This is a genomic window from Photobacterium sp. 53610 (genome assembly GCF_036409375.1).
Lineage (GTDB): Bacteria > Pseudomonadota > Gammaproteobacteria > Enterobacterales > Vibrionaceae > Photobacterium.
In genome coordinates this window covers 73626-99888 of the sequence record NZ_JAXOFS010000009.1, presented here as the reverse complement: position 1 = coordinate 99888, position 26263 = coordinate 73626, and the positions used below count along the sequence as shown (strand labels likewise).

The 26263-nt window shown below is 53.6% G+C and carries 22 protein-coding genes, 1 other RNA gene and 1 pseudogene; 5 read left to right on the top strand and 19 right to left on the bottom strand.

The genetic code is table 11. The annotated features are described in order from the left end of the window. Positions 1-6: 6 nt before the first annotated feature. Positions 7-759, top strand: a complete 753-nt coding sequence (gene zapD, locus SPK40_RS18310) for a cell division protein ZapD (protein WP_330961460.1) — start codon at positions 7-9, stop codon at positions 757-759. 7 nt (positions 760-766) lie between these two features. After that, positions 767-967: a DNA gyrase inhibitor YacG gene (yacG, locus tag SPK40_RS18305; RefSeq protein WP_248143930.1), complete on the top strand. Its 201-nt coding sequence runs from the start codon at positions 767-769 to the stop codon at positions 965-967. A 53-nt stretch (positions 968-1020) separates the two neighbouring features. Here yacG and mutT read toward each other — a convergent pair whose 3' ends face one another. Both mutT and secA read right to left on the bottom strand, forming a co-directional pair. Then, positions 1021-1419: an 8-oxo-dGTP diphosphatase MutT gene (gene mutT, locus SPK40_RS18300; RefSeq protein ID WP_248143929.1), complete on the bottom strand. Its 399-nt coding sequence runs from the start codon at positions 1417-1419 to the stop codon at positions 1021-1023. Positions 1420-1550: 131 nt separating this feature from the next. Further along, positions 1551-4271 (bottom strand): preprotein translocase subunit SecA, encoded by a 2721-nt coding sequence (secA, locus tag SPK40_RS18295; protein WP_330961459.1) that lies wholly within the window; start codon positions 4269-4271, stop codon positions 1551-1553. Positions 4272-4662: 391 nt separating this feature from the next. Between secA and SPK40_RS18290 the strand changes: the two genes are divergently transcribed. Continuing rightward, entirely contained in the window at positions 4663-5118 is a 456-nt protein-coding gene (locus SPK40_RS18290) for a DUF721 domain-containing protein (protein WP_248143927.1), read from the top strand. 406 nt (positions 5119-5524) lie between these two features. On the opposite strand, the gene lpxC is transcribed toward SPK40_RS18290, so the two are convergent. The 17 genes and pseudogenes from lpxC to rsmI form a co-directional block, all read right to left on the bottom strand. Further along, positions 5525-6442 (bottom strand): UDP-3-O-acyl-N-acetylglucosamine deacetylase, encoded by a 918-nt coding sequence (gene lpxC / locus SPK40_RS18285; protein ID WP_330961458.1) that lies wholly within the window; start codon positions 6440-6442, stop codon positions 5525-5527. Positions 6443-6557: 115 nt separating this feature from the next. Continuing rightward, entirely contained in the window at positions 6558-7742 is a 1185-nt protein-coding gene (gene ftsZ, locus SPK40_RS18280; protein ID WP_248143925.1) for a cell division protein FtsZ, read from the bottom strand. 33 nt (positions 7743-7775) lie between these two features. Next, positions 7776-9032: a cell division protein FtsA gene (gene ftsA / locus SPK40_RS18275; RefSeq protein WP_248143924.1), complete on the bottom strand. Its 1257-nt coding sequence runs from the start codon at positions 9030-9032 to the stop codon at positions 7776-7778. Between the two features lie 11 nt (positions 9033-9043). Then, positions 9044-9811 (bottom strand): cell division protein FtsQ/DivIB, encoded by a 768-nt coding sequence (locus tag SPK40_RS18270; protein ID WP_330961457.1) that lies wholly within the window; start codon positions 9809-9811, stop codon positions 9044-9046. A 302-nt stretch (positions 9812-10113) separates the two neighbouring features. Further along, a complete protein-coding gene (murC, locus tag SPK40_RS18265; RefSeq protein WP_330961456.1) occupies positions 10114-11571 on the bottom strand; it encodes a UDP-N-acetylmuramate--L-alanine ligase in 1458 nt (485 codons plus the stop codon). Between the two features lie 19 nt (positions 11572-11590). Further along, a complete protein-coding gene (murG, locus tag SPK40_RS18260) occupies positions 11591-12652 on the bottom strand; it encodes an undecaprenyldiphospho-muramoylpentapeptide beta-N-acetylglucosaminyltransferase (RefSeq protein WP_330961455.1) in 1062 nt (353 codons plus the stop codon). Next, complete coding sequence (gene ftsW / locus SPK40_RS18255) at positions 12639-13847, bottom strand: cell division protein FtsW (protein ID WP_248143920.1); 1209 nt, start codon at positions 13845-13847, stop codon at positions 12639-12641. Before ftsW ends, murG begins: the two co-directional genes overlap by 14 nt. Beyond that, positions 13841-15184 (bottom strand): UDP-N-acetylmuramoyl-L-alanine--D-glutamate ligase, encoded by a 1344-nt coding sequence (gene murD, locus SPK40_RS18250; protein ID WP_330961454.1) that lies wholly within the window; start codon positions 15182-15184, stop codon positions 13841-13843. The genes ftsW and murD overlap by 7 nt, the downstream gene beginning before the upstream one ends. Before the next feature lies 1 nt (position 15185). After that, complete coding sequence (gene mraY, locus SPK40_RS18245) at positions 15186-16268, bottom strand: phospho-N-acetylmuramoyl-pentapeptide-transferase (RefSeq protein WP_248143918.1); 1083 nt, start codon at positions 16266-16268, stop codon at positions 15186-15188. A gap of 2 nt (positions 16269-16270) precedes the next feature. Further along, on the bottom strand, positions 16271-17692 hold the full coding sequence (murF, locus tag SPK40_RS18240; RefSeq protein WP_330961453.1) for a UDP-N-acetylmuramoyl-tripeptide--D-alanyl-D-alanine ligase: 1422 nt from the start codon (positions 17690-17692) through the stop codon (positions 16271-16273). Continuing rightward, positions 17689-19206 carry a UDP-N-acetylmuramoyl-L-alanyl-D-glutamate--2,6-diaminopimelate ligase gene (murE, locus tag SPK40_RS18235; protein ID WP_330961452.1) on the bottom strand — a complete coding sequence of 506 codons (1518 nt, stop codon included), beginning with the start codon at positions 19204-19206 and terminating at the stop codon, positions 17689-17691. The genes murF and murE overlap by 4 nt, the downstream gene beginning before the upstream one ends. Further along, positions 19193-20860, bottom strand: a pseudogene (locus SPK40_RS18230) (penicillin-binding transpeptidase domain-containing protein); the annotation flags it as partial. The pseudogene SPK40_RS18230 and the gene murE, both read right to left, overlap by 14 nt. Positions 20861-20964: 104 nt before the next feature. Further along, positions 20965-21285 carry a cell division protein FtsL gene (gene ftsL / locus SPK40_RS18225; RefSeq protein ID WP_330961450.1) on the bottom strand — a complete coding sequence of 107 codons (321 nt, stop codon included), beginning with the start codon at positions 21283-21285 and terminating at the stop codon, positions 20965-20967. Then, entirely contained in the window at positions 21282-22229 is a 948-nt protein-coding gene (rsmH, locus tag SPK40_RS18220) for a 16S rRNA (cytosine(1402)-N(4))-methyltransferase RsmH (RefSeq protein ID WP_330961449.1), read from the bottom strand. The genes ftsL and rsmH overlap by 4 nt, the downstream gene beginning before the upstream one ends. A gap of 168 nt (positions 22230-22397) precedes the next feature. Further along, a complete protein-coding gene (locus SPK40_RS18215) occupies positions 22398-22661 on the bottom strand; it encodes a hypothetical protein (protein ID WP_330961448.1) in 264 nt (87 codons plus the stop codon). A 14-nt stretch (positions 22662-22675) separates the two neighbouring features. Further along, positions 22676-23057: RNase P RNA component class A (gene rnpB / locus SPK40_RS18210), an RNA gene on the bottom strand. Between the two features lie 98 nt (positions 23058-23155). After that, a complete protein-coding gene (gene rsmI, locus SPK40_RS18205) occupies positions 23156-24016 on the bottom strand; it encodes a 16S rRNA (cytidine(1402)-2'-O)-methyltransferase (RefSeq protein WP_248143911.1) in 861 nt (286 codons plus the stop codon). 61 nt (positions 24017-24077) lie between these two features. On the opposite strand from rsmI, the gene SPK40_RS18200 reads away from it, so the two are divergent. After that, positions 24078-25910, top strand: coding sequence for a penicillin-binding protein activator (locus SPK40_RS18200; RefSeq protein WP_330961447.1), 1833 nt, complete (start codon positions 24078-24080; stop codon positions 25908-25910). Continuing rightward, entirely contained in the window at positions 25888-26262 is a 375-nt protein-coding gene (locus SPK40_RS18195) for a YraN family protein (protein ID WP_330961446.1), read from the top strand. The genes SPK40_RS18200 and SPK40_RS18195 overlap by 23 nt, the downstream gene beginning before the upstream one ends. The last annotated feature ends 1 nt before the right edge of the window (position 26263 follow it).

Sequence of the window (26263 nt, the reverse complement as noted above, 5' to 3'; positions counted from 1 at the left end):
GCAACTATGCAGACAACCCGTTTTGAGCACCCGTTAAACGAAAAAGTCCGTATTTACCTGCGACTGGAGTACCTGATGCTCCAGATCAACCATGCCCGTGATTCTGATGATCCCTGGCAATATCAGGTCTTTTTCCGCGCCCTTTTCGACATTCTCGATATTCTCGATCAAGTACAGGTCAAAAGTGAGCTGGCCAAAGATCTTGATAAACAACAGCTGCAAATCAAACAGTGGCTGGATGTTGATGGCGTTGATCAAACCGCTGTCCTTGCCCTGCTGGATCAGATGACATCGGTACATCACCACCTGATCACTGCGCCCCGGCTGGGTCAGCACCTCCGGGAAGATCGGTTTCTGGCCGGAATCAAGCAGCGATTTTCGCTGCCGGGAGGCAGTTGCTGCTTTGACCTGCCCAGCCTGCACCACTGGCTGCACCTGTCTTTTGACAGAAAACAGGCCGATATGGCCGCCTGGTATGAACAGCTTCAGCCCATGGCCCGGGCACTTCAGCTGTGGCTGAGAGTGACACGCGAGTCGGGTCAGTTTAAACCCCGGGTTGCCCGCAACGGATTTTTCCAGCATGATGCCGACAATGCCAGCCTGCTGCGTCTGCAGGTTTGCCCGAGTTATGGGGTTTATCCTATGATATCCGGACATCGCAGCCGGTTCGCTGTTCGTTTCCTGCCGTTTGATGAAGGGCAGGCAACAACAGGCAACCCGGTTGCCGAATGCATTGAATTCACACTAGCGATTTGCTGAGGTTAACGTGTCGCAATCAAGAACACCGACAATCGTCAAATGTCCCACCTGCCAAACAGACGTGGTCTGGGGTGAGCAAAGCCCTTTCCGGCCTTTCTGCTCCAAACGCTGTCAACTGATTGATTTAGGTGAATGGGCAGCGGAAGAAAAAGCCATTCCCGGTGCACCGGATCTGTCGGATTCCGACGGCTGGTCTGAAGAGATGTAATGCGGATGTGCGGTTCTCTGTTTTCAGAGACCCGCACCAATAACCCGACAGGCTTACCGGGCCAGCAGCTTATCAATCACGGGATAATTCGCTTCAGGGAAAGCGAAATCCCGGAGTGCTTCCAGCGCAACCCATTGCCCCGGCTGACCCTCCCGGCCATAAGCTTCGCCGTCAAAAGCTTTGATCAGAAAAAAGTCGAATTTCAGGGCCTTCTCCGGATAATCGTGCTCCAGTGCAATAAAGTGCTCCAGCTCGGTTGCCACAATGCCCACTTCTTCATTCAGCTCCCGGATGACCGCTTGTTCCGCTGTTTCACCGAGTTCGACCTTACCGCCGGCAAATTCCCAGAACCCGCCTTTATGGGAGGTTTCCGGACGACGGGTAATAAATACTTTATCCTGCTGGCTGTTCAGAATAATGCCAGCTGATATCCAGACTCGTTTTTTTTCCACGCTGCTTACCTGTTTCAATCTTTACTTACACCCTGAACTCCAGGATGTTAATCCGAATACAATTTTAACCTGAGTCAGAACAAAACAAAGGCCGCAATAGCGGCCTTCGAACAAAGCTTCACCCGATTCTATCAGCTGATACGACCGTGGCACTGCTTATATTTTTTACCTGACCCACAAGGACACGGCTCATTTCGGCCAACTTTGCGCTCACCACCCGAGAAGCTGTCTTCGCCCCCCTGACTGGTTTCAGCCACAGCACTGGTTGCTTCCTGATGGTTAAACTGCTGACGGCGGGCCATTTCTTCAGCCATACGCTGACGCTCAGCTTCAACCTGGTCTACTTCTTCCTGCTGCTGCACCCGCACCTTGCTCAGGATCGCGATAACATCAGATTTCAGGTTTTCCAGCATATCCTGGAACAACTCGAAAGACTCACGCTTGTATTCCTGTTTCGGGTTCTTCTGCGCATAGCCACGCAGATGGATTCCCTGACGCAGGTGATCCATCGCTGCCAGATGCTCTTTCCACAGAGTATCCAGATTCTGCAGCATCACAGTTTTTTCAAAGTTACGCAGGACTGGCGCACCCACTGCCGCTTCTTTCTCATCGTAAACACGCACGGCTTCCGAAATGACACGCTCACGCAGCGCTTCTTCATAAAGCTTGTCATCTTTATCCAGCCAATCCTGAATCGGCAGATCCAGATCGAAGTCGACTCTCAGTCGTTCTTCCAGTCCCGGGATATCCCACATTTCATCCAGGGACTGCGGCGGAATATAAGTATCAATCACGCTGTTCAGAACATCTTCACGGTTCTGGACCATCATGTCACTGATGTCTTCAGCAAACATCAGTTCATCACGCAGCTCATAAACCACTTTACGCTGATCGTTCGCGACATCATCAAATTCAAGCAGCTGTTTACGGATATCGAAGTTACGGCCTTCAACCTTACGCTGAGCATTTTCAATAGCCTTGGTCACCCATGGGTGCTCAATGGCTTCGCCTTCTTCCATACCCAGTTTCTTCATCATGGCAGAAACACGTTCAGAGGCGAAGATACGCATCAGACCGTCATCCATCGACAGATAGAAACGGGAAGAACCGGCATCGCCCTGGCGACCGGCACGACCACGCAGTTGGTTATCGATACGACGGGATTCATGACGCTCAGTACCGATAATATGCAAACCACCGGATGTCAGAACCGCTTCATGACGCTCTTTCCACGCGGCTTTGATCGACGCAATCTGTTCTTCAGTCGGGTTTTCCAGCAGCTCGACTTCACTTTGCCAGCTGCCACCCAGCACGATATCCGTACCACGACCGGCCATGTTGGTCGCAATCGTCACTGTGCCCGGCTTACCCGCCTGGGCAATAATCTCGGCTTCTTTTTCATGGAACTTGGCATTCAGCACCTGATGCGCAATTCCGGATTTCTTCAGCGCATTTGACAACAGCTCAGATTTCTCAATCGAGACCGTACCGACCAGCACCGGCTGACCATTGGCGACACGCGCCTTGATATCTTCAATAATCGCTTCGAACTTCTCGCGTTCCGTCATGTAAACCAGATCACCCATATCATCACGGATCATTGGCTTATTGGTCGGAACTACGACAGTTTCCAAACCATAAATCGACTGGAATTCGAAGGCTTCAGTGTCTGCTGTACCTGTCATACCAGACAGTTTTTCATACAGACGGAAATAGTTCTGGAAGGTGATCGAAGCCAGCGTCTGGTTTTCGTTCTGAATCTTCACACCTTCTTTGGCTTCAACAGCCTGATGCAGACCTTCAGACCAGCGACGTCCCGGCATCGTACGGCCGGTGTGCTCATCAACAATGATGACCTCGTTGTCCTTCACGATGTAGTCAACATCGCGCTCAAACAGGACATGTGCACGCAGCGCTGCATTGACATGGTGCAGCAGAGAGATATTGGCCGGAGAGTACAGGGTGTCTTCTTCCTGCATCAGCGCATGCTGCTTCAGCAGTTCTTCAACAAACTCCTGACCGTTTTCTGTCAGGTGAACCTGCTTGGATTTTTCATCGACCGTGTAGTGCCCTTCACCACGGTATTCCTCGCTGTCCTCTTTGTCCTGTCTGACCAGTTCAGGGATCAACGTATTAATCTTGGTATAAAGCTCAGAGCTGTCTTCTGCCGGACCGGAAATAATCAGTGGGGTACGGGCTTCGTCAATCAGAATGGAGTCCACTTCATCCACTACGGCAAAGAAGCGCTCACGCTGGACCCGGTCTTCCGGACGGAAGGCCATGTTATCGCGCAGATAATCGAAACCGAATTCGTTGTTGGTTCCGTACAGAATGTCACAGGCGTAAGCTTCTTTCTTCACCTGTGGCGGCATCTGGGACAGGTTCACACCTACAGTCATTCCCAGGAATTCGAACAGCGGACGGTTCGTCTCTGCATCCCGGCTCGCCAGATAATCGTTCACCGTAACAATGTGAACACCTTTACCGGTCAACGCATTCAGATAAGCAGGCAGGGTCGCCGTCAGGGTTTTACCCTCACCGGTACGCATTTCAGCAATCTGGCGATTGTTCAGAACCATACCACCAATCATCTGAACATCGAAATGACGCATGCCGAAGACACGTTTGGAGGCTTCACGAACAGTCGCAAAGGCTTCAGGCAACAATTGGTCCAGGGTTTCACCCTGATCCAGCCGCTGACGAAACTCAGCTGTTTTTGCCTTCAGTTCTTCATCCTGCAGGCTCTCAAATTCAGGTTCTAGCTTGTTGATCTCATCAACAATTTTACGCAAACGTCGAATGGTACGGTCGTTGCGGCTGCCGATAACTTTAGTCAGTAGTTTTGATAACATGGCGGTGCCGTTTTACTCTTTGTGATATCAGATCCCAGCACAGGCGCAGGCTGAGGACTCAAAAATTGCCATCATAACGAAGCATTTCCTTGCTCCGCCCCTCTCCAGACAGACAATCATGACTGTCGCCGGGATGAAAACAAATGTCAGTGATGGTGATATTGTGTTTCCCGAACGGAATTTCAAGGGCATCAGGCACAATAACATGCTTTGTGAAATGGAACCATTCACCAAGCCGGCCCCGAACAGCTCCGAATTTGTTATGATAAAAAAATAATTGCAGGAACGCCTAGACTTATCACAATAACTTCGCAACCAGATACAAAAACTTAGATCTCACTCCGTTCCGTGGGTTCTTCGCATTCATTTAATTGAGGTTTTCGGCATTTCTATGAGAGATCACCGTCCCCAGACGACAGCCAGTTTGCTCGATGATGACAGTGCCCTGGGCAATATCCAGCAACGAGCGATGGCACTTCACAAACTCAACAGCCAGGTACAGCAATATCTCAGCTGCGCCCAGGCATGCCGTGTCAGTAACTATCGTCAGGGCATATTGGTGATCGAGGTTGCATCTGCCGCTTGGTCGATGCGATTGAATTATGAGCGCAATCAACTCATCAACCGGCTGCGTGAGCACACCTTGCCCAAATTGCAGGATATTCAAATCAGTATCAATCCTTCACTGGCTGCAGAACCGATCCAAGCCGATAAAACGCCAGTTCTGAAACGCAAACCCATTTCCGAACGTGCCGCCCAGTCACTCATGGAAACTGCTCAGGATGCCCCGGCAAAGATTAAAGCCCGCCTGGAACGACTGGCTGCACTGGCAAACAAAAATAAATAATCTGCTCGGTTTCTTCACATCTCTCAAACGCTCGTTGAGCGATGTGATATCAAACTACAGAAGCCTATTTATCCCTGACTGATTTCAGAGGATTGCGTCTGGCGCCATCACGCCGTCAACAGCTTTTCAGAACAATGGCTGCGCTTCCCATCCAGTAAAAGCTTATTTTTTCATGCACTTATCAATAATAGTTGAAGAAAGTGACTATCAGATCGTTGAAAATCAAGGGATTATCTTTACGGATCAGATGCTGATGTTCTTTGAGGTGTTCAATGAGAGATTGAAAAGACTAAGTGTCAATGGAGGGCAGTATCAAAAAGGATAGGAGATGTTCTGCCCGCAGGACCGACCTATTTCACGCAAGTGATGTCCTTGCAGGGCCGGTCGCGAGCAGAAGAAAAAGAGCTTAGGCCAGTACCATACCCGGTTGAGCAAAAGTAACAGGCACGTCCGCTTCATCCTGGAAGGTCGACCACTCATAAGCTTCCTGGTCAGCCAAAACAGCACGGAGCAATTTATTGTTCAGGGCATGGCCGGACTTATAAGCGACCATTTCACCAATGATATTGTGACCGCACATGTACAGATCACCAATAGCGTCCAGTACTTTATGTGTCACCAGCTCATTGTCAAAACGCAGACCTTCATCATTCAGGATGCGGTAGTCATCAAGAACAATAGCGTTATCGAAGCTACCACCCAGGCACAGATTCTGTGACTGCAGATATTCGATATCACGCATGAAACCAAAAGTTCGGGCGCGGCTGATATCTTTCACAAACGACTGACTGGAAAAGTCCAGAACCAGACGTTGCTGATCTACATCGATCGCCGGATGATTAAATTCAATCGCGAAGTCCAGACGGAAACCATTGTAAGGTCTCAGCTCTGCCCACTTGTCGCCATCTTCAACACGAACAGTTTTTTTCAGACGCAGAAAACGCTTCGGCGCATTCAGTGTCTCAATCCCGGCAGATTGCAGCAGATAAATGAATGGGCTGGCGCTACCGTCCATAATCGGAATTTCCGGTGCATCCACTTCCACAATCACATTATCAATGCCCATACCAGCCAGCGCGGCATTCAGGTGCTCAACAGTTGAGATGCGTACGCCCTGATCGTTCACCAGCGCGGTGCACAACATTGTATCTCGCACAGAATCAGCATTTGCCGGAAAATCCACCGGCGGATTCAGATCCGTACGACGATAGATAACACCAGTATTTGCTGCGGCCGGGCGCAGAATAAGCGTCACTTTACGACCAGAGTGAAGACCCACCCCAATCGTTTTCACGATGCTTTTTAGTGTACGTTGTCTGATCATCTGCTTACTCGTCTCAACTGACTGATGATTATATATCGACCGCCATGGTGCAAACTTTAATGCGGCCAAGCGGTCATCTTACCATCAATTGTGATCTAACCCAAACTTTTTAAAATTAGTCTGCCTGCTTGCGTAAAAACGCAGGGATATCCAGGTAGTCATGGTCGGCTTGCTGCTTCGGCTTTGCCGCTGTTGCTGCCGCACCTGACTGGACATTTTTCTCCGCCGCTGGTTGCACGGTCTGAGGCTTGATCGTTTCTTCCTGCGGCTCTTGCTGAACCACTGGCTTTTCCTGCACTGCAGGTTTAGCCGTGTTCGTAACCAGCGTAATATCAGGCTTCGTTTCTTTGCCAATACCGGTCGCAACAACTGTGACACGCAGCTCATCGCTCATGTCCGGATCCAGTGAAGTACCAATCACCACAGTCGCATTATCAGAAGCGAATGCTTTCACTGTATTACCGACAGTTTCGAACTCATCCAGACGCATATCCAGACCTGCGGTAATGTTGACCAGAACACCACGAGCACCAGCCAGATCGATATCTTCCAGCAGCGGGCTGGAAATCGCCATTTCAGCAGCTTCTTCCGCACGGTCTTCACCGGTCGCAACACCGCTGCCCATCATGGCATGACCCATCTCAGACATCACGGTACGTACGTCCGCAAAGTCGACGTTGATCATGCCCGGACGGGTGATCAGCTCTGCAATGCCCTGTACCGCGTTCTTCAGTACATCATTGGCTTTTGCAAAGGCGTCCAACAATGTGATGCCACGGCCCAGCACTTTCAGCAGTTTTTCATTCGGAATCGTGATCAGAGAATCGACGTGCTTAGACAGCTCCTCAATACCCTGCTCCGCAAACGCCATGCGTTTTTTACCTTCGAAACTAAAAGGCTTGGTCACCACAGCAACGGTCAGAATACCCAGCTCTTTCGCAACTTCAGCAATAATCGGTGCAGCACCGGTTCCGGTACCACCGCCCATACCAGCCGCGATAAAGACCATATCTGAACCGTCCAGTGCTTCACGAATCGCTTCACGATCTTCCAGCGCTGAGTCACGGCCAACCTGAGGGTTAGCACCTGCACCCAAACCTTTCGTGATGTCACCGCCAATCTGGATCACTGTGCCAACGTTGCTTTTACGCAGCGCCTGAGCATCAGTATTCACACTGATGAAGTGTACGCCTTCAATCGACTCACGGACCATGTGATCAACAGCGTTACCACCGCCACCGCCAACGCCAATGACTTTAATTACCGCTTCATCAGACAATTCCATCATCGGTTCAAACATGTGTTCTCTCCGTTTTTCCTGTTCGCATCAGGTTTAAAATTCTTTTCGTAGCCAACCACTAATTTTAGTGAACAAGCCTGCCACTGAACGCTTGGGCTCCAACTCACTATCTTCAAATGTCTGACTGTCCTTTCCGTAATGCAGTAAGCCTACTGCCGTTGCGTAATGCGGGGCCTGGACATAGTCCGTTAAGCCACTTAATGCCAGCGGTCGGCCCAAACGTACCTGATTACGGAATACCCGCTCAGCACATTCTACCAGCCCTTCCATTTGTGAGGCTCCGCCGGTTAACACGATGCCAGCTGCCAGCTGGTGTTTGACACCCGTATTACGCAGTTGTTCTTGTATTTCCACCAACTTTTGATTCACCAGACCCAGCAATTCGCTGTAACGCGGTTCAATCACTTCCGCGAGTGTCTGACTTTGCAGGCTGCGCGACGGTCGTCCGCCCACACTGGGAACGTCGACTTTGGCGTCTTTACTGACCAATTCGCTCAGTGCGCAGCCGTACTTCACTTTGATTTCCTCAGCATCCCCCGGAGGGGTGCCAAAGGCATAAGCAATGTCGCTGGTGACCACATTACCTGCATAAGGAATCACTTCCGCGTGCCGGAGTGCACCGCCTGTCCATACAGCCATATCCATGGTTCCGCCACCGATATCGACCACACAGACACCCAGTTCACGCTCATCCGCCGTTAACACCGCATAGCTGGCAGCCAGCCCTGAAAAGATCAACTGATCCACTTTCAGGCCACAGCGTTCAACCGCTTTCACGATGTTTCTTGCCATGTCATTATGGCAAGTGATCAGATGCACGCTGGCTTCCATTCGCACACCAGACAAACCAACCGGGTTTTTAATCCCCTCCTGGTAGTCAATGGCAAATTCTTGCGGGATAACGTGCAACGTTCTGTGCTCGTCACTGATTTTGACCGACTTTGCCGTGTGAATGACGTTATCCACGTCATCCTGAGTCACTTCTTTGTCGGAAATCGGCACCATCCCTTTCTCGGTCTGGCAACGAATATGTTTCCCGGACAGAGACAGATATACAGAGGCAATCTGACAATCTGCCATAAGTTCCGCCTGGTCAACCGCCCGTTGCACGGATTTGACGACAGATTCGAGATCGTTGACGCCACCTTTATCCATGCCTTTAGACGGGCTGCTGCCCACACCAATGACATTCACCAGGCCGTCCGGCAATGCCTCACCCACCAAAGCACAAACTTTGGAGGTACCGATATCAAGGCCAACGATGAGTTTTTTATCTATAGCCTTCGTCATTAGCGCACGCTCTATTCCTGAACCACTTCTTCATTATTCTGCTGCCAACCTACGGCGACACCCGTATCGTAACGCAGATCGACATAATCTATTGCTTTGCCCTGCTGCTCCAGCTCGGGGTAAAGCCATAAAAAGCGCTTGATTCGTTCCAGTCGCGCTTCCCGCCCCAGTTCCAGCCGAATGCCGTTACTGAGCCAGATTCGCCAGGACCGCCGTTGATTTAATGACAGCCTAACAATTTCCAATCCGCCACGCTGCAACTCAGGTTGCATTTCGCGCCACGTTTTAAGCATTTCTTCGCTACTACCGTCCGGACCTTCCAGCGTCACCAGAGATTCACCGGATACGTCCGACGCAGGCGCCTCAAACACCAGTCCCTGCTGATTGACCAGAAACTTGTCGTTCCAGACCGCCGCAGGCCGGTGCTCGACCAGATAAACTTTTACCGTATCCGGCCATTGTTTGCGGACCGATGCTTGCGCAATCCAGGGAAGCGATTCCAGTGTATACTGAATTTCATCAACATCCTGCAGCATAAAGCTGCTTAATGCCCCCATCTTCAGGATTCCCTGCCTCACCTGCTCCGTTGTCAGATGTTCCAGATCGCCCTGAATGATCAGTTGCGACAGCGGCATCCGGTTGGCATCTGTCATCCAGTGCATCACGGATACAAAGAGCCAGATCATTCCGGCAATCACCAAAGCCAGAAAGCTCAGGCCGCGCCACTGGGACCATGGGCCGGAAACCCAATGATTCTGCTTTAAGGCTGCCTCAGTCATGATTTAACACTTCATTTCCTGAACCATATCAGTCTGCCGTTATTTTGATCACCAGACAAGCGAAGTGAAGACTTACCTGTCATAAAATTTCACCAGATCCAGGCGAGGACAGCAAAAAAGTTGGCCGATTATACCGACCAACACGAAGCTCTCCAACTATTGTCCGCAATTTCCTGACGTGAAACATTATTGCATATTCATCAACAGGATTTTTCAGCCTTTTTCCACAAGCTTAGCGAAAAAGCGCAAGAAAGTGACACAAAATATCCCAGATTTTAACGACAGGCTGGCTCTGGAGCACATTATTTCTTCATTTCTTTCTCATCCAGCCCCAGTGCAGCCAGTTGACGTGCAATTTTACCAACATCACCAGCACCTTGCGTCAGGACCAGGTCATTCTCTTGCATAACATTCGCCAGAGCGGCAGGTAATGCGGCTGTATTCGGAACAAAAATCGGATCGATTTTACCCCGGCCACGAATGGTCCGGCACAATGAGCGGCCATCAGCGCCCGGAATCGGAGCTTCACCCGCACTGTAAACATCCAGCATCAGCAGGACATCCACCTGCTCCAGCACATTGGCAAAATCATCATAAAGATCACGCGTCCGGCTGTAGCGGTGTGGCTGGAAGATCATCACCAGCCGTTTGTCCGGCCAACCGGCACGAGCCGCCTGGATTGTCACATCAACTTCACTCGGGTGATGACCGTAATCATCAACCAGCATGACTTTCCCTTTCCCGGTTTCAAACTCGCCCAGGTGGTCAAATCGGCGACCCGTTCCTTCGAACTCAGCCAGCGCACGCAGAATCGCGTCATCTTCTACGCCTTCTTCCGTCGCAACAGCCACAGCAGCGGTCGCATTCAGAGCATTATGGCGACCCGGGATATTCAGCGTCACCGACAAAGCTGGCTTGCCTTTCCGCAGGATCGAAAAATGGCCCTGCTGCCCCTGCTGACGGTAATCAACCAGACGTACATCCGCATCTTCAGAAAAACCGTAAGTGATCACCTGGCGGCCGACGCGCGGCAACAGTTCACGCACGACCGGATCATCAATACACATCACCGCCAGACCGTAGAACGGCAGATTATGCAGAAAATCAATAAAGGTCTGTTTGAGGTTTTCGAAGTCACCACCATAGGTATCCATGTGGTCTGCTTCAATGTTCGTCACCACCGACACCATCGGTTGCAGGTGGATAAACGACGCATCACTTTCATCCGCTTCAGCAATCAGATAACGGCTGGATCCCAGACGGGCATTGGTTCCGGCACTTTTCACCAGACCGCCGTTCACAAACGTTGGATCCAGGCCAGCCTCTGAGTAAATCTGAGTTGTCAGTGCTGTGGTGGTGGTTTTTCCGTGCGTACCGGCAATGGCAATACCATGACGATAACGCATCAGCTCTGCCAGCATCTCAGCGCGGCGTACCACAGGAATACGCAATGCACGCGCCGCTTTCAGCTCCGGGTTATCTGCAGCAATCGCCGTCGAAACGACCACGACGCTGGCGCCTTCCACGTTACTGCTGGCATGGCCGAAAAACAGCTCTGCACCGCGCTCTGAAAGACGTTCAGTCACAGAATTCGGCGTTATATCTGAGCCGCTGATCCGATAACCTTCGTTCAGCAGTACCTCAGCGATACCACTCATACCGGCACCGCCTATTCCAACAAAGTGAATGCGCTCAACCCGGCGCATTTCTGGCACCATCGTTCTGATTTTGGCTATTTGCTGGTTATCCAGTTTATTCATCACTCTGTTCTCTTATCTGTTACTTTGCCTGCGCCTTGATCACGTCTGCCACCCGGACATCTGCGTCAAGTATTGCAGCTTTTCTCGCCGCCCCGGCCATATTCAGCAATGCAGGGCGGTCCAATGTGGCAATCAGCTGAGCCAGTTTATCTGCCGTCAGTTCCGGCTGCTCAATCATATAAGCGGCGCCGCAAGCGACTAAATGGTCGGCGTTAAGAGCCTGCTGGCGGTCCTTATGCATAAAAGGAACGAAAATCGCACCGACACCTGCTGCTGACAGTTCTGAAACGGTCAGAGCACCGGAGCGACAGACCACCAAATCAGCCCAGTCGTACGCGGATGCCACATCATCAATAAATTCAGTCACTTTGTACTGAGACGCACCGGCATCGGCATATGCCTGTTCGGTCACCATCTGATTGCCTTTTCCGGCCTGATGCCAGATATCAACGGTCTCGCCCAGAATTGCCGCAGCCTGTGGCAGCGTCTGATTAAGAATCCGCGCGCCCTGGCTTCCGCCCATCACCAAAATACGGGTCGGACCTTGCCGTCCGGCCAGCCGTAATCCAGGCCCGGCCAGTTCGGTCACATCACGGCGAACCGGATTTCCGACCACCGTTTTTCCCGGAAACGCACCCGGAAACGCCTGCAATACACTGGCTGCAATTCGGGAAAGCCAGCGGTTGGTCAAACCCGCCACGGCATTCTGCTCATGCAAAATCACCGGAATTCCGCTGAGCCAGGCAGCCACGCCACCCGGTCCGCTGACATATCCGCCCATCCCCAGCACAGCATCCGGCTGCCAGGCCTTGATATAACGACGGGCCTGCGCAATGGCGCCCAGGATCTGGAACGGTGCAGCCAGCAGCTTCTTCAGTCCCTGACCACGTAATCCTTTGACCTGAATAAAATCAATCTCAATACCATGCTTAGGTACCAGCTCGGCTTCCATCCGGTCCGCGGTGCCCAGCCAGCGAATTTCCCAGCCTTGCTGCTGGAGCTGTCGGGCCACAGCCAGCGCCGGAAATACGTGGCCGCCTGTACCGCCTGCCATGATCAACAGGCGTTTATTTTTCGTCATTGTCATTTTCATCACTTGATTGAGCATGGCCGAAGCGTGCCTGATGGCGCTGCTCATGATCTATACGCAGTAAGATTGCCACTGCGGTCGACATTATGAATAAGCTGGAGCCACCATAACTGATCAGCGGCAAAGTCAGACCTTTGGTCGGCACCATGCCAGCCGCGGCTCCCACATTAACCAACGTCTGAAAGGCAAACCAAAAGCCTATCCCGAACGCCAGAAAGCCACCGAACAACTGACCGGACTGCAAACTTTTCCGGCCAATCAGCAGTGCCTTGAAGACCAGCGCAAAAATCAGCAGTAATACAACAGTCACTCCCGCCAACCCCAGCTCTTCAGCCAGAACGGCAAAAACGAAGTCCGTATGGGCTTCCGGCAGATACTCAAGTTTCTGAATTGAATTTCCCAGCCCTTGCCCCAGCCAGTCACCCCGGCCAAAAGCCATCAGCGACTGGGTCAGCTGATAGCCACTGCCGAAGGGATCTTCCCAGGGATCCAGGAACGCTGTCACCCGTCGCATCCGGTAAGGCTCAAAAACAATCAGCATCACAATGCCGACCAGAGCCATCGACAGCATCGCAAGAAACTGCCACAACCTGGCCCCGGCAATAAACAGCATGCCAACCGTGGTCACAAACATCACCACGAAAGAACCCAGATCCGGCTGTTGCAACAGCAGAATCGCCATCAGCGCCAGAACTGCCAGGGGTTTGATAAAACCGTAAAAACTCTGCCGGACCTGCTGATACTGGCGCACCAGATATCCTGACAGAAAGACAAAAAGCGACAGCTTGGCAACTTCGGCTGGCTGCAAGTTAAAAATCCCCAGCGGGATCCAGCGCACTGCACCGTTAACCGAGCGCCCCAGCACCAGCACGATCACCAGTAACGCCAGTGAGACGAACAACATCGGAACACTGAGCTGTCGCCAGCGCGCCAGCGGAACCTGGACCATCAGCGCTGCAATCAGCAACGCGCAAACCAGAAAGAAGGCATGGCGCAGAGCAAAATAGAAAGGAATGTCAGTCAGTCGGGTGGCGACCGGGACAGAAGCCGAGCTCACCACTACCAGCCCGGTCACCATCAGAGACAGGCTGATCCACACCAGTTGCCGGTCATACTGACATGGCGGTGCCGGCCGGCTAAACCACTGGCTGATTTCGAACAGGGCTTCTTTGACCCCTTTCAGCATACGTGCGCTCCCCGCACCTGATCTTTCAGGCTCTGCGCCAGTTCCGCAAAGGCATCCCCGCGAGCCATAAAGTTCGGGTACTGGTCCAGGCTGGCGCAAGCTGGTGACAACAGAACCATATCTCCGGCTGTTGCATCGGCCGCGGCCATTGCCATCGCCTGATCCAGCGTTTCCACCACGACCGGATTAGCAGTCAGAGAAACAAACCGGTGACCGTCACGACCGAAGCAGTACAGCTGCACGTTCAGTGTTTCAAGAATGGCTTTCAGCGGCGCAAAATCTGCGCCTTTGCTGTCACCACCAACCAACAGATGCAAACGGCCCGGGATCGAAAGTCCGTTCAGCGCCGCCAGCGTACTGGCGAGATTCGTTGCTTTAGAATCGTTGACCCAGTCTACGCCATGCGCCTGCACCACGCGCTGACAGCGATGTGGCAGGCCGGTATACCGGCGCAGTACCCGGCAGGATGCTTCGCGATCAATGCCGGCCGCATCGGCCAGTGCCAGCGCAGCCAGACTGTTGGCAACATTATGACGGCCTACCAGCGCCAGCTCCCGGCTCGGCAAAACCGGTTCACCGTTGACGGCAAGGTATTCTTCCTGCTGATATTGGATCAGACCGTAATCCCGGTCATCAAAACCAAAGCTGGTCTGTTTACCGGAAAATTCAGCGGGCTGTGTCGCTGCATCGTCCCGGTTGCTGATCGCCAGCCGGGCATGACGGAAAATCCGCTGCTTTGCCAGACCGTAATCCGCAAAGCTGTCGTATCGGTCCATATGATCTTCAGACAGATTCAGATAGGCCGCCGCAACCAGATCCAGCGAGCTTGTCGTTTCCAGCTGGAAGCTCGACAGTTCCAGAACATACAGCGCATTCTGTTGTCCCAGCATATTGAGTGCCGCCAGGCCGATATTGCCGCCGACACCAGCTTTAATGCCAGCTTCCGCTGCCATTTCACCCACCAGGCTGGTGACCGTACTTTTTCCGTTTGAACCGGTAATGGCGACGACAGGTTTATCCGCCGCCCAGGCAAAGAGTTCGATATCGCCGACAATCGGGATTCCTGCGTCGGCAGCCGTTTTCAATTGCGGTGTCGCTAATGCCACACCAGGATTGGTGACAATCAGATCGGCCGCCAGCAACCAGTCCATCTGCCACGCACCGGCACTCAGCGCGACATCCGCTGGTAACTGATCCTGACCCGGCGGATTGGCACGGGTATCAATCACCCGGATCTGCGGTGCCACAGGCTGTCTTTTCAGATAATTCACCACAGACAGCCCGGTCACGCCCAGCCCCACGACAACGACATTTTTTGCCAGTGCCAAGCGATCCATCTTAACGTACCTTCAGGGTTGCCAGCGCAAACAGCACCAGCATCAGAGTAATGATCCAGAAACGCACGATGACGCGCGGCTCCGGCCAGCCTTTCAGTTCATAGTGGTGATGAATTGGTGCCATCCGGAAAATCCGCTGACCACGCAGTTTATAAGAGCCCACCTGCAGGATCACAGACACGGTTTCCATCACGAACACACCGCCCATGATCACCAGCAGCAATTCCTGACGAACCAGAACCGCGATGGTTCCCAATGCGCCACCCAGCGCCAGTGAACCCACATCACCCATAAAGACCTGAGCCGGATACGTATTGAACCACAGGAAACCCAGCCCGGCCCCGACAATCGCGGCGCAGACGACCACCAGTTCACTGGCATCGCTGATATAAGGAATATTCAGGTAGCTGGCGAAGTTCACGTTGCCGGTTGCCCAGGCAATAAACGCCATCCCTGCCGCAACCATCACGGTTGGCATAATGGCCAGTCCATCCAGGCCATCCGTCAGGTTCACAGCATTACTGGTACCCACAATCACGAAATAGGTCAGGACGATATACAGCAAACCCAGTTGTGGCATCACTTCCTTGAAGAACGGCACCACCAGCTGTGTTGCCGCCGTGTCTTTTCCGTGCACATACAGAGCAAACGCCACAACCAGCGCAATCACTGACTGCCAGAAATACTTCCAGCGGGCGACCAGGCCGTCGGTGTTTTTACGGACAACCTTACGATAGTCATCGATGAAACCCACAACGCCGTAACCCAGCATCACCGTCAGCACGGCCCAGACATAAGGGTTACTGAGATCAGACCAGAGCAGCACGGTCAAAGTGATGGCGGCCAGGATCATAATCCCGCCCATCGTCGGTGTTCCGCGCTTGCTGAAATGAGACTCCGGACCATCATGACGAACAACCTGTCCAATCTGCATCATCTGCAAACGGGCGATCAGGCGAGGTCCCATCCACAGGGAAAGAATCAACGCGGTCAGCACGCTGATAATGGCGCGAAACGTCAGGTATTCAAACAAACGGAAAAAAGGAAAAGTCGACTCAAGTAAGTCTGCTAACCAAAAAATCATTCTTATAAGTCCTGCAATGCGGCAATCACATCTTCCATCCGGGCGCTGCGCGCCCCTTTTGCCAGCACTGTTATCTCTTGTTGTTGTTGAGGATCCTTCAAGGATTCCTGATGAAGATGCAGCTGTACCAGTGTTGTCAGTTCGTCCAGCAGAGCTGGTTTATCACTGAAATGCTGTCCCTGATTCAGCGCACTGACAATGGCACTGTCTTTGCCGAATGTCATCACACGGTCCAGCTGTTTTTGCCGGGCGTAATCCGCAATCTCACGATGCATCCGCTCACTTTCCAGTCCCATCTCAGCCATGTCGCCAAAGACCAGCCAGCGTTGTCCCTCGAAATCAGCCAGCAGATCTATCGCAGCTTTCACAGATGCCACACTGGCATTATAAGTATCGTCAATCAGACGCAGTCCGGTTCTGGGTTTCAGGATCAGAGCACGGCCTTTCACTGCCGTCATCTGTTCCAGTCCCGCCACGACCTGCGTCAGCGTCGCCCCCATTGCCAGAGCCAAAGCTGTGGCCGCCAGCGCGTTGGCAACATTGTGGCGTCCGGCTACCGGCAGCGTGAGTGTCACATCACCGGCAGGGGTATGCATTGTAAAGCAAGGGCAGCCCTGAGGGTTAATGCTAATCCCGCTGGCTGAGAGCCCTGCGACAGTTTTCTGAGCCGTTTCAGCCGCCGCTTCCGGCATGCCAAAGCTGACAACCTGCTTGTCAGCAAGTACTGGCTGCCAGATTTCAAGAGCGTTGGAATCAAGGTTGATTACAGCCGTGCCGCCCGGCACCAGCCCTTCAAAAATCTCGCCTTTGGCTCTTGCCACGCCATCCATCGAGCCGAAGCCTTCCAGATGAGAAGCCGCCAGATTGTTGACCAGCGCCGCCTCTGGCTGAACCAGCGCCGTGGTATAGGCGATTTCTTTCTCATGATTCGCACCCAGCTCAATCACGGCAAAATCATGCTCCGGTGTCAGACGCAGCAGCGTCAGCGGCACACCGATGTCATTATTGAAGTTTCCGGCAGTGGCCAGCACCTCACCGCACTGACCCAGAATCGCCGCAACCATTTCCTTCACCGTGGTTTTACCGCAGCTGCCCGTCAGAGCCACCGTCTTCAGTCCGTGCTCACGGGTCATCTTCGCTTTCAGCCATGCCCCCAGTTGCCCCAAAGCCAGCCGGGTATCGTCGACCAGCAGCTGCGGCAACGCCACGTCCAGCGGTCGGCTGACCAGCAGTGCTGCTGCTCCCTGCGCCTGAGCCTGCGCGGCGAAATCATGGGCATCAAAACGCTCACCTTTGAGCGCAATAAAGAGTGTCCCCGGCTCAATCGTCCGGGTATCGGTTGATACCATCCCGATACTGACGTCCTGACCAATCAGACGGGCGTCCAGCGCCCTCGCCAGCTCGTTCAGTGTCACCTGAATCATGCGTGTATCTCCAACAAGGCCTGAACGGTTTCACGATCGGAGTAGTGAATTGTTTTCCCCGCCAGGACCTGATAATCCTCGTGCCCTTTTCCGGCCACCAGCACAATGTCATCGGTGCCGGCCTGAATGAATGCCTGTTTACAGGCTTCGGCCCTGTCATGGATGACCTGGACCCGTTCCGGGTGCGTCAGGCCAGCCAGCATATCGGCGACAATCTGTTGCGGTGATTCACTGCGCGGATTGTCGTCGGTCAAAATCACATGGTCTGCCAATTGTTCGGCCACGGACGCCATCATCGGTCGTTTACCGCGATCCCGCTCGCCACCGCAGCCCACCAGACACCACAATTGCCCTTCGCAATGGTGGCGCAGGGCCGCCAGCGCTTTCTCGAGCGCGTCCGGGGTGTGAGCATAATCAACCACCATCATAGGTTTGTCAGCGGTCTGAAAAACTTCCATCCGGCCGGTCACGGCCTGCAGACGTGGTGCCGCCGCCAGCAGCGCATCCAGCGGATAGCCGAGCGATAACATCGTTGCCAGCGAGAGCAGCAGGTTCGACACATTAAAGGCGCCTACGAGAGGTGCAGTGAATTCACCTGCCCCCCAGCTGGAGTCAAACGATACTGTCACGCCCTGAGTGGAGTAACTGACAGCGGTCAGCCACAGTTTCGGTCCGCTGTGTGCCGCCAGACACTGCTGGTCGGTGGCAACTGCCACGGCATCAGATAAAGTCATGAGCCAAGCCCGCCCAACGGCATCATCGGCATTGATCACAGCAATACCTGCATGATGCTGGGTAAACAGGCTTTGTTTCGCAGCTGCGTACGCATCCATATCACCATGGTAGTCAAGGTGATCCCGGCTCAGGTTGGTGAAAATACTGGCAACAAAATGCACAGCCTTGACCCGCCCCTGCACCAAACCATGCGAGGAAACTTCCATGGCGGCAAAGTCCGCCCCCTGATGAGCCAGATCAGCCAGCGTCCGCTGAATATCGATGGCGTTCCCGGTCGTATTCATTGCAGGAACCAGGCTGCCCAGCAACCCATTTCCTGTGGTGCCCATCACCCCGGAAGTCCGTCCCAGCAATGTTGCCCATTGGGCCAGCAGCTGACTGACCGTGGTTTTGCCGTTGGTGCCCGTCACCGAGACCAGCTGAAGTTTCTGATCCGGCTGGCCATAGGCCCTTCCCGCCACCTCAGACAACCGGTCCGGCAGGTCCTGAATCGCAATCACCGGAACATCATCCAGATAATCCACCTGTCCGTCTGACTGATTCTCTTCGGCCTGAGCCAGCACCGCTGCTGCTCCTTCAGCAATTGCAGCAGCAATATACTGGCGACCATCCACGGCATGGCCCTTAATGGCCACAAAAATACAGCCCGGCGACACCGCCCGGCTGTCCATCGTCAGCTCACGCACAGCCAGTGCCGCGACAGATGGTGTCAGGACGGCTGGATCAAACCAGGGAGCCAGCAGCTCCCCCAGAGAAAGTGAAACATCAGGTTCCGGCATCAGATTTGCCTCTGTTGTGTACGATATTTAATTGATCACCCTTTCCGGCATCAGGTTTGACATTCAGAATCTGCAGGGCACTGCCCATCACTTCTGAAAAAATCGGTGCCGCAACCTGACCCCCATAATACGCATCGCCCTGCGGCTCATTTACCACGACAACCATGGCAATCCGCGGCTCACTGATCGGTGCCAGACCTGCGGTCATGGCAACATATTCATCACTGTAGCCCCCGGCAGCCGCTTTTTTCGCGGTCCCCGTTTTGGCGCCAACCCGGTAACCCGGCACCGCAGCCCGCTTGGCACTGCCGTCCGCGTGAGTCACGCCTTCCAGCATGTTCAGAACTTTACGGGTATTCGCTGCAGAGACCACCTGGCGACCAGGTACCACAGCTTCAGTTTTCAGGATCGACAATGGCCGGTTTACGCCCATCGCTCCCAGTGTTGCGTAAGCGCGCACTAACTGAATCGGTGTTACCGAAATACCGTATCCAAATGCCAGTGTTGCGCGTTCAAAATCAGACCAGCGACGGCGATCCGGAAACAGCCCCTGGGCTTCACCAATCAGATTAATCCCCGAGGCTTCTCCCAATCCCATCCCGCTGTACATGCCAAGCACGGCATCAACCGGCATTGCCAGTGATAATTTGCTGACCCCGATGTTACTGGACTTTTTCAGGATTTTCGCCAGATCCGCCTTGCCGACCCGGGACACGTCCCGGACCCGGCTGCCGCCGACCTGCATAATGCCGTTGCCGGTATCAATGATGGTTTGCTCATCAGCAACACCGTTTTCCAGTGCTGCCAGCACCACAAAAGGTTTGATCGTAGAACCCGGCTCCATTGCATCGGTAATGGCCCGGTTACGCATCCGGAAGCTTTGCAGCTGATCGCGATTGTTCGGGTTGTAAGACGGGGCATTGACCATTGCCAGAACCTCGCCGGTCCGGACATCCACCATGACAATCGATGCAGAAGTTGCGTTGTAATCCACCACAGCCTGCTTCACGGCACGATAGGCGACGGCCTGCAGGCGCTGATCGATACTCAGGGTCAGCGGTTTACCCGGCTCCCGCTGTTTGAGGGAAATGTTTTCGACCACCCGGCCGTAACGGTCTTTTCGGACGGTGCGGCGTCCCGGTTCTCCGGTCAGCCAGCCGTCGTAGGTGCGTTCCACTCCTTCCAGACCGCGTCCGTCAATACCGGTCACCCCGATCAGGTGCGCACTGACTTCTCCAGCCGGATAAAAACGGCGGGACTCATCTTTCAGTCCGATACCGGGCAGTTTCAGACGGCTGACATAAGCCGCCATCGCCGGGCTGACCTGACGTTGCAGATAGATAAACCGACGTGCTTTGTTCTCTTCCAGTCGGGACAGCATCTCTTTGCGATCCAGCCCGAGAACATCGGCCAGCGCATGCCAGCGGGCCGGTTCGGTAATGCCGCCATGCTTATAGATATCAACAGGATCAGCCCAGACCGCCTGTACCGGTACACTGACAGCCAGTTGCTCATCATTGCGATCGGAAATAATGCCCCGGGCAGACGGCATCGCTTTGACACGCAGCGAGCGGAGGTCTCCCTCCTGAATCAGCTTGCCCGGTTCCAGGACCTGGATATACGCAGCCCTGCCAATCAAAGCGAGCAGAGCCAGTGCGATAATTACGCAGATTAACCCGAAGCGCCACGGAATAAAGGCGGATGAGGCAGATGCAGGGCGTGGGGTTTGCGGTTCAGGAGCAGACGTGTCTTTTTTCATCACTGCACAACAACTTCGTTATTTGCATTCGGGCGCTTCATTTCAAGCGCCTTCTCAGCCTGAGTTTCAATACGGCTGTGTTCTGCCAGCGAGTTTTCCTCCAGCAGCTGGTTACGCCACTCAATGTCGAGGTCATCCCGCTCAATCAGTAACTGCTCCTGCTGCGCCACCAGCTGACGTGACTGGTGAGTGATATATACCACTCCGAGTGCCGAAATCAGCACCAACACCATGAGTACCAGCGGCACACGGCCGACTGTCGCCAAATCGCGACCGATTTGACGGATCAGACTGTCTGCAGGTGTTGGCTGAATACTCATAGGCGCTCTGCCAGTCGCAATACCGAGCTGCGGGCTCGCGGATTATGCTGCGTTTCCGCTGCCGTTGGCTTAATCGCCTTACCAACAGCCTTCAGATCGGCACTGCCCAGCGCTTTAATCTGGTCTTCAGTAAGCGGCAGACCTGCCGGGATCTCCGGTCCTTTGCTCTGCTTCCGGATAAAACGCTTCACCATACGATCTTCCAGTGAATGGAAGCTGATCACGGACAGACGGCCTCCCGGAGCCAACACCTCAAGGGCACCATGCAGGGCGGTATCAATTTCTTCCAGTTCACTGTTGATATAAATGCGGATTGCCTGAAAACTGCGGGTTGCCGGATGTTTGTGCTTGTCTTTAAACGGTGACACATCCGCGATCAGTTTCGCCAACTGGGTCGTTCGCTCCAGCGGCTGATTGTCCGGGTTCGTCCGGTATTCCACGATGCCGCGGGCAATTCGCTTGGCAAAACGTTCTTCCCCGAACTCTTTCAGTACCCAGGCAATGTCGTCGGCATCAGCCGTCGCCAGCCATTCTGCCGCAGACACACCGGAAGTCGGATCCATTCGCATGTCCAGCGGGCCGTCACGCATGAAGCTGAAGCCACGCTCGGCATCATCAAGCTGAGGCGAGGAAACGCCAAGATCCAGCAGCACACCGTCAATTTTGCCGGCCAGACCCAGGTCAGCCATATAACTCGCCATACCGGAAAAAGGGCCATGGATAATGGAAAAGCGCGGATCGTCAATCTTAGCCGCTTCCGCAATCGCCTGCGGATCGCGGTCGATGGCATATAACCGGCCATCTTCACCAAGTTGGGACAGGATCAGGCGACTGTGGCCGCCACGGCCAAAAGTGCCATCGATATAGATGCCGTCTGGTTTGATGGCCAGGCCATCGACAGACTCATGGAGCAGCACAGAAACATGTGCAAATTGTTCGGACATAATTGTTGATTCAGCTGAATAAAAAGCGTACTGAAGGCACCGGCCGGATGCCCTCTCCAGAAAACACTGGGCGTTGGTTGTCTGCTGCACTGCCTGAACTGTTCAGGACAGTCATCGGTCACCAACCGGGCAATGTTTCCATGCCCCAGTCAGTACACACAACAGTATTTATACCTGCCCATTGAATGCAGGCAACAGGGAAAATGAAATTCTTGCCACAGAATCCGCATTTTCACCGCAAAAAACCAACACGAAGTGTACGAAGGCGGCAAAAATGTTGTCAAGACAGCGACAGCGGTTCTGACAAACATTTGATGCGGTTGCCTTGTTTTGCCCTGCATCGCCGCCGGCTTCGGGGCATTGCCCGGGAGAAACGTTTCGGTTTGCTCCCCCAGAAACGATAAAAGGTGATGCCCGCACGAATGCAAACATCACCTTTCCAAAATGAAGTGAGTCAACCGATAAGCCGGGTTCTGTTCCGCTTGCGCGGCGGTAACCATTCCTCTAGGCCTGAAATCGCTCGCAGGCTCAAGCAACCTACCCGTCCCCAGCGCGGACCACGCCATTAGGGACCTATTTGGTCTTGCTCCGGGTGGAGTTTACCGTGCCACGAACTGTTGCCAGTCGCGCGGTGCGCTCTTACCGCACCCTTTCACCCTTACCTGTTCTCGCAAGCGAGTCATCGGCGGTTTGCTCTCTGCTGCACTGGTCGTAGGCTTACGCCCCCCAGACGTTATCTGGCACCCTGTCCTGTGGAGCCCGGACTTTCCTCCCCCTCGTCAGTCTCCCAAAGGACATCAACGAAGCAGCGGTTACCTGGTCAACTCAGACCGCGGATTGTATAAAACTCCCGGCCCGGATACCAGAGAAAGATCACCTTTGCCCGGAAACTGACGTGAAAGTAATCAGTCTCAGGTAATTCTGGCTTAATCTAGGTGTTCCAGTCCCCACTTGTAAAGCGCGTTCTTTTTCACACCGTGAATCTCTGCGGCCATGGCAGAGGCTTTCTTCAGCGGTAGCTCAGCCGCCAGAATCTTCAGGGTACGCAGCGCCTCCGCAGGCAGATCGTCTTTATCTGCACGATGACCGGCCACCAGCAGAACCATCTCCCCCCGGATCCGGTTGCTGTCTTCATTCAGCCAGGGGATCAGTTCACCCAAAGGGGCGCCATGGATCGTTTCAAACGTCTTGGTCAGTTCCCGGGCCAGCACTACCTGCCGTTCCGGTCCCAACACAGCCAGCATATCAGCCAGGGAATCCAGAATACGGTGCGGTGATTCGTAAAAAATCAGAGTGCGCGGATCTTCCATCAAGGCACGAAAGGTATCCTGACGTCCTTTGCTCTTGGCCGGCAGAAAGCCTTCAAAACTGAAGCGGTCTGATGGCAACCCTGAAGCACTTAATGCTGTCACCACCGCACAGGCTCCCGGCAGCGGCACAACTTTAACACCCGCCTGACGACAGCGCGTCACCAGATGGTATCCTGGATCACTGATGAGAGGTGTACCGGCATCAGAGACCAGCGCGATACTGCTGCCCTGACGTAATTTGTCTATCAGTACATCCGCTTTCTGCTGTTCATTGTGATCATGCAGCGCGAAAGTCCGGGTAGAAATGGCAAAATGGGACAACAGGCGAGAGGTATGGCGTGTGTCCTCAGCGGCAATTAAGTCTACATTGGCAAGAACTTCCAGCGCGCGTTGGGTGATATCGGCTAAATTGCCGATCGGGGTCGGAACGATGTACAAAGTTGCGACATCCACCGAACACGAATTGGTCTCACTCATTTGTCTATGATCTCATCTGCAATTAATATAGAGAGTAATTTGTCACAGTTGAATGAATTCAATGCTTAATTTTACCCATAAGCGCAAAAGTGTATCACGTATTCTGGCCCCTGTGGCCCTTGCCGTGATCCTGGCAGGCTGTTCAGCGCCGGGCACACAATCGTCATCCTATGGTGCGGATATCACTGCACCTGCAACGGACTCGGCGACCAATTATCTGCTGAAAGCGGAAGCCTCCGAAGGTGCCGTCAGTATCGACTGGCACATTCTGGCGCTGAAAGCCCTGATCAAAGAAGGCCGATGGTCACAGGCCGAGCAGCAAGCCAACAAACTGGCTAGCATGAACATGTCTCCGGTGCAGATGGCGGAATGGCAACTGGCCCGCGCGACGCTGCGATACCAGCAAGGACAGCCCAAAGCCGCACTGGAAACCCTGAATTTCCTGCCATGGTGGCCGCTGTCCGATAACCAGTACCGTCGCTACCACTTGCTGCGTGCCGAGCTGCTGAACCAGACAGAGCAATACTTCGAGGCTGCCCGTGAGCGCACCTCCCTGGCTCAGTACCTCAACACAAGTGAAAAAGCGGTGAACTGGCAGAACCTGTGGCAAGACTTATCGCAATACAATACTCACCAGCTCCAGAGTGCAAAAATTGCGGCCAATGAAACGGTGTTGCAGGGCTGGGTCGAACTGAGCATGCTGAAGAACGCTTATGCTCAGCGTCCGGTCCGGCTGAAGTCTGAAGTTGAAAACTGGCTCTCGACCCACCCGGATCATCCGGCCAGTACTTATCTGCCAGCCGAGTTGCAGGCCATCATGAGTCTGGAAGTCATCGAGCTGGAAAAAGTGGCGCTGCTGCTGCCGCTCTCCGGTAAATTTGAAAGCCAGGGGAAAGCCGTTCGCGACGGCTTCCTCAATGCGATGCTCGAAGATGGCGAACGTGACCCAAGCACTGAACTATCGATTTACGATACCGAATCCGAACCGATGTTCAGTATCGTGAATAAACTTCAGCAGGACGGTATCCAACTGGTTATCGGTCCGCTCCGGAAAGAATTCATCACGGAGTTTCAGTCTGCTGAAGGGGGCAACATGACGCAGCTGGCGCTGAATGAACCGCAGAATCTGGATCTCAGCCAGCCAAATACCTGTTATTTCTCACTTTCACCAGAGCAGGAAGCTGAACAGGCCGCGCAGCACCTCTATGCCGCAGGTCACCACAATCCGATGGTGATGGCACCAGCCAACGACTTTGGCCGCCGGGTCAGCCAGGCATTTGTCGATAAATGGCAAACCCTGACGGGTAAACAGGCAGAACTGCAGACCTTCGGTTCCAGCCGTGACATTCAAAACCAGATTGCAACTGTATTCGGGTTGACCGACAGCCGGGCCCGGAATGAGCAGATGCAGCAAGTGCTGGGTATGTCACTTGAAACCCAGGCCCGCAGCCGCAGAGATACAGATGCGGTCTACCTGATTGCGAACCGAAATGAAGTCACGCTGCTGAAGCCCTTCATACAGGTCGCGATTAATCCGGATGTCACACCACCGAAGCTTTATGCCAGTTCACGTGCCAACCCGGATAACAAAGCCGGTATGAATGAACTGTCTGGCATTGAATTCAGTGACATCCCGCTGCTCGCTGCTCCGGATCAGCCGTTTATGCAGAAATTTGAACAGCTCTGGCCGGGACAGAAGAACGGCATGATCCGCCTGCATGCTTTTGGTATGGACGCGTACCGGATGATCACCGAACTGCCTCAGATGAAAGTCGTCGACAGTTACAGTACACAGGGTCGTACCGGCCAGTTGAGTATTGACGATCATTGTGTCGTACAGCGCCAGCTGGACTGGGCTGTTTTCACCGCCAATGGCATTGAACCTGTTCAATAAGCGCCAGCAAGGGTACCATTACGAATCTCTGGCGGAGCAGTACCTGCAACGCCAGGGTTTGACCAGTGTCGCCCGCAATATCCATTGCCGGGGCGGCGAACTGGATCTCATCATGAAAGACGGCGGATGTTGGGTGTTTATCGAAGTCAAATTCCGTGCCCACGACCGCTATGGTTCAGCGGCTGAAGCCATCGACTGGCGCAAGCAGCAACGAGTGAAACGTGCCGCGCTGTACTGGCTGCATTCACAAGGTCTCTCAGCCGAACACTGCCAGCTACGGTTTGATGTAGTCGCCATTCAGGGCGATGACCGCCATATTACCTGGCTGACCAATACCTTAGTCGAAGAGTGAC

Bases quoted from the DNA above. Each gene is read 5' to 3' on its own strand.
- zapD (WP_330961460.1), top strand. From the start codon at position 7: ATGCAGACAACCCGTTTTGAGCACCCGTTAAACGAAAAAGTCCGTATT.
- secA (WP_330961459.1), bottom strand. From the start codon at position 4,271: ATGTTATCAAAACTACTGACTAAAGTTATCGGCAGCCGCAACGACCGT.
- SPK40_RS18290 (WP_248143927.1), top strand. From the start codon at position 4,663: ATGAGAGATCACCGTCCCCAGACGACAGCCAGTTTGCTCGATGATGAC.
- lpxC (WP_330961458.1), bottom strand. From the start codon at position 6,442: ATGATCAGACAACGTACACTAAAAAGCATCGTGAAAACGATTGGGGTG.
- ftsZ (WP_248143925.1), bottom strand. From the start codon at position 7,742: ATGTTTGAACCGATGATGGAATTGTCTGATGAAGCGGTAATTAAAGTC.
- ftsA (WP_248143924.1), bottom strand. From the start codon at position 9,032: ATGACGAAGGCTATAGATAAAAAACTCATCGTTGGCCTTGATATCGGT.
- SPK40_RS18270 (WP_330961457.1), bottom strand. From the start codon at position 9,811: ATGACTGAGGCAGCCTTAAAGCAGAATCATTGGGTTTCCGGCCCATGG.
- murC (WP_330961456.1), bottom strand. From the start codon at position 11,571: ATGAATAAACTGGATAACCAGCAAATAGCCAAAATCAGAACGATGGTG.
- murG (WP_330961455.1), bottom strand. From the start codon at position 12,652: ATGACGAAAAATAAACGCCTGTTGATCATGGCAGGCGGTACAGGCGGC.
- ftsW (WP_248143920.1), bottom strand. From the start codon at position 13,847: ATGCTGAAAGGGGTCAAAGAAGCCCTGTTCGAAATCAGCCAGTGGTTT.
- murD (WP_330961454.1), bottom strand. From the start codon at position 15,184: ATGGATCGCTTGGCACTGGCAAAAAATGTCGTTGTCGTGGGGCTGGGC.
- mraY (WP_248143918.1), bottom strand. From the start codon at position 16,268: ATGATTTTTTGGTTAGCAGACTTACTTGAGTCGACTTTTCCTTTTTTC.
- murF (WP_330961453.1), bottom strand. From the start codon at position 17,692: ATGATTCAGGTGACACTGAACGAGCTGGCGAGGGCGCTGGACGCCCGT.
- murE (WP_330961452.1), bottom strand. From the start codon at position 19,206: ATGCCGGAACCTGATGTTTCACTTTCTCTGGGGGAGCTGCTGGCTCCC.
- ftsL (WP_330961450.1), bottom strand. From the start codon at position 21,285: ATGAGTATTCAGCCAACACCTGCAGACAGTCTGATCCGTCAAATCGGT.
- rsmH (WP_330961449.1), bottom strand. From the start codon at position 22,229: ATGTCCGAACAATTTGCACATGTTTCTGTGCTGCTCCATGAGTCTGTC.
- SPK40_RS18215 (WP_330961448.1), bottom strand. From the start codon at position 22,661: ATGTTTGCATTCGTGCGGGCATCACCTTTTATCGTTTCTGGGGGAGCA.
- rsmI (WP_248143911.1), bottom strand. From the start codon at position 24,016: ATGAGTGAGACCAATTCGTGTTCGGTGGATGTCGCAACTTTGTACATC.
- SPK40_RS18200 (WP_330961447.1), top strand. From the start codon at position 24,078: ATGCTTAATTTTACCCATAAGCGCAAAAGTGTATCACGTATTCTGGCC.
- SPK40_RS18195 (WP_330961446.1), top strand. From the start codon at position 25,888: ATGGCATTGAACCTGTTCAATAAGCGCCAGCAAGGGTACCATTACGAA.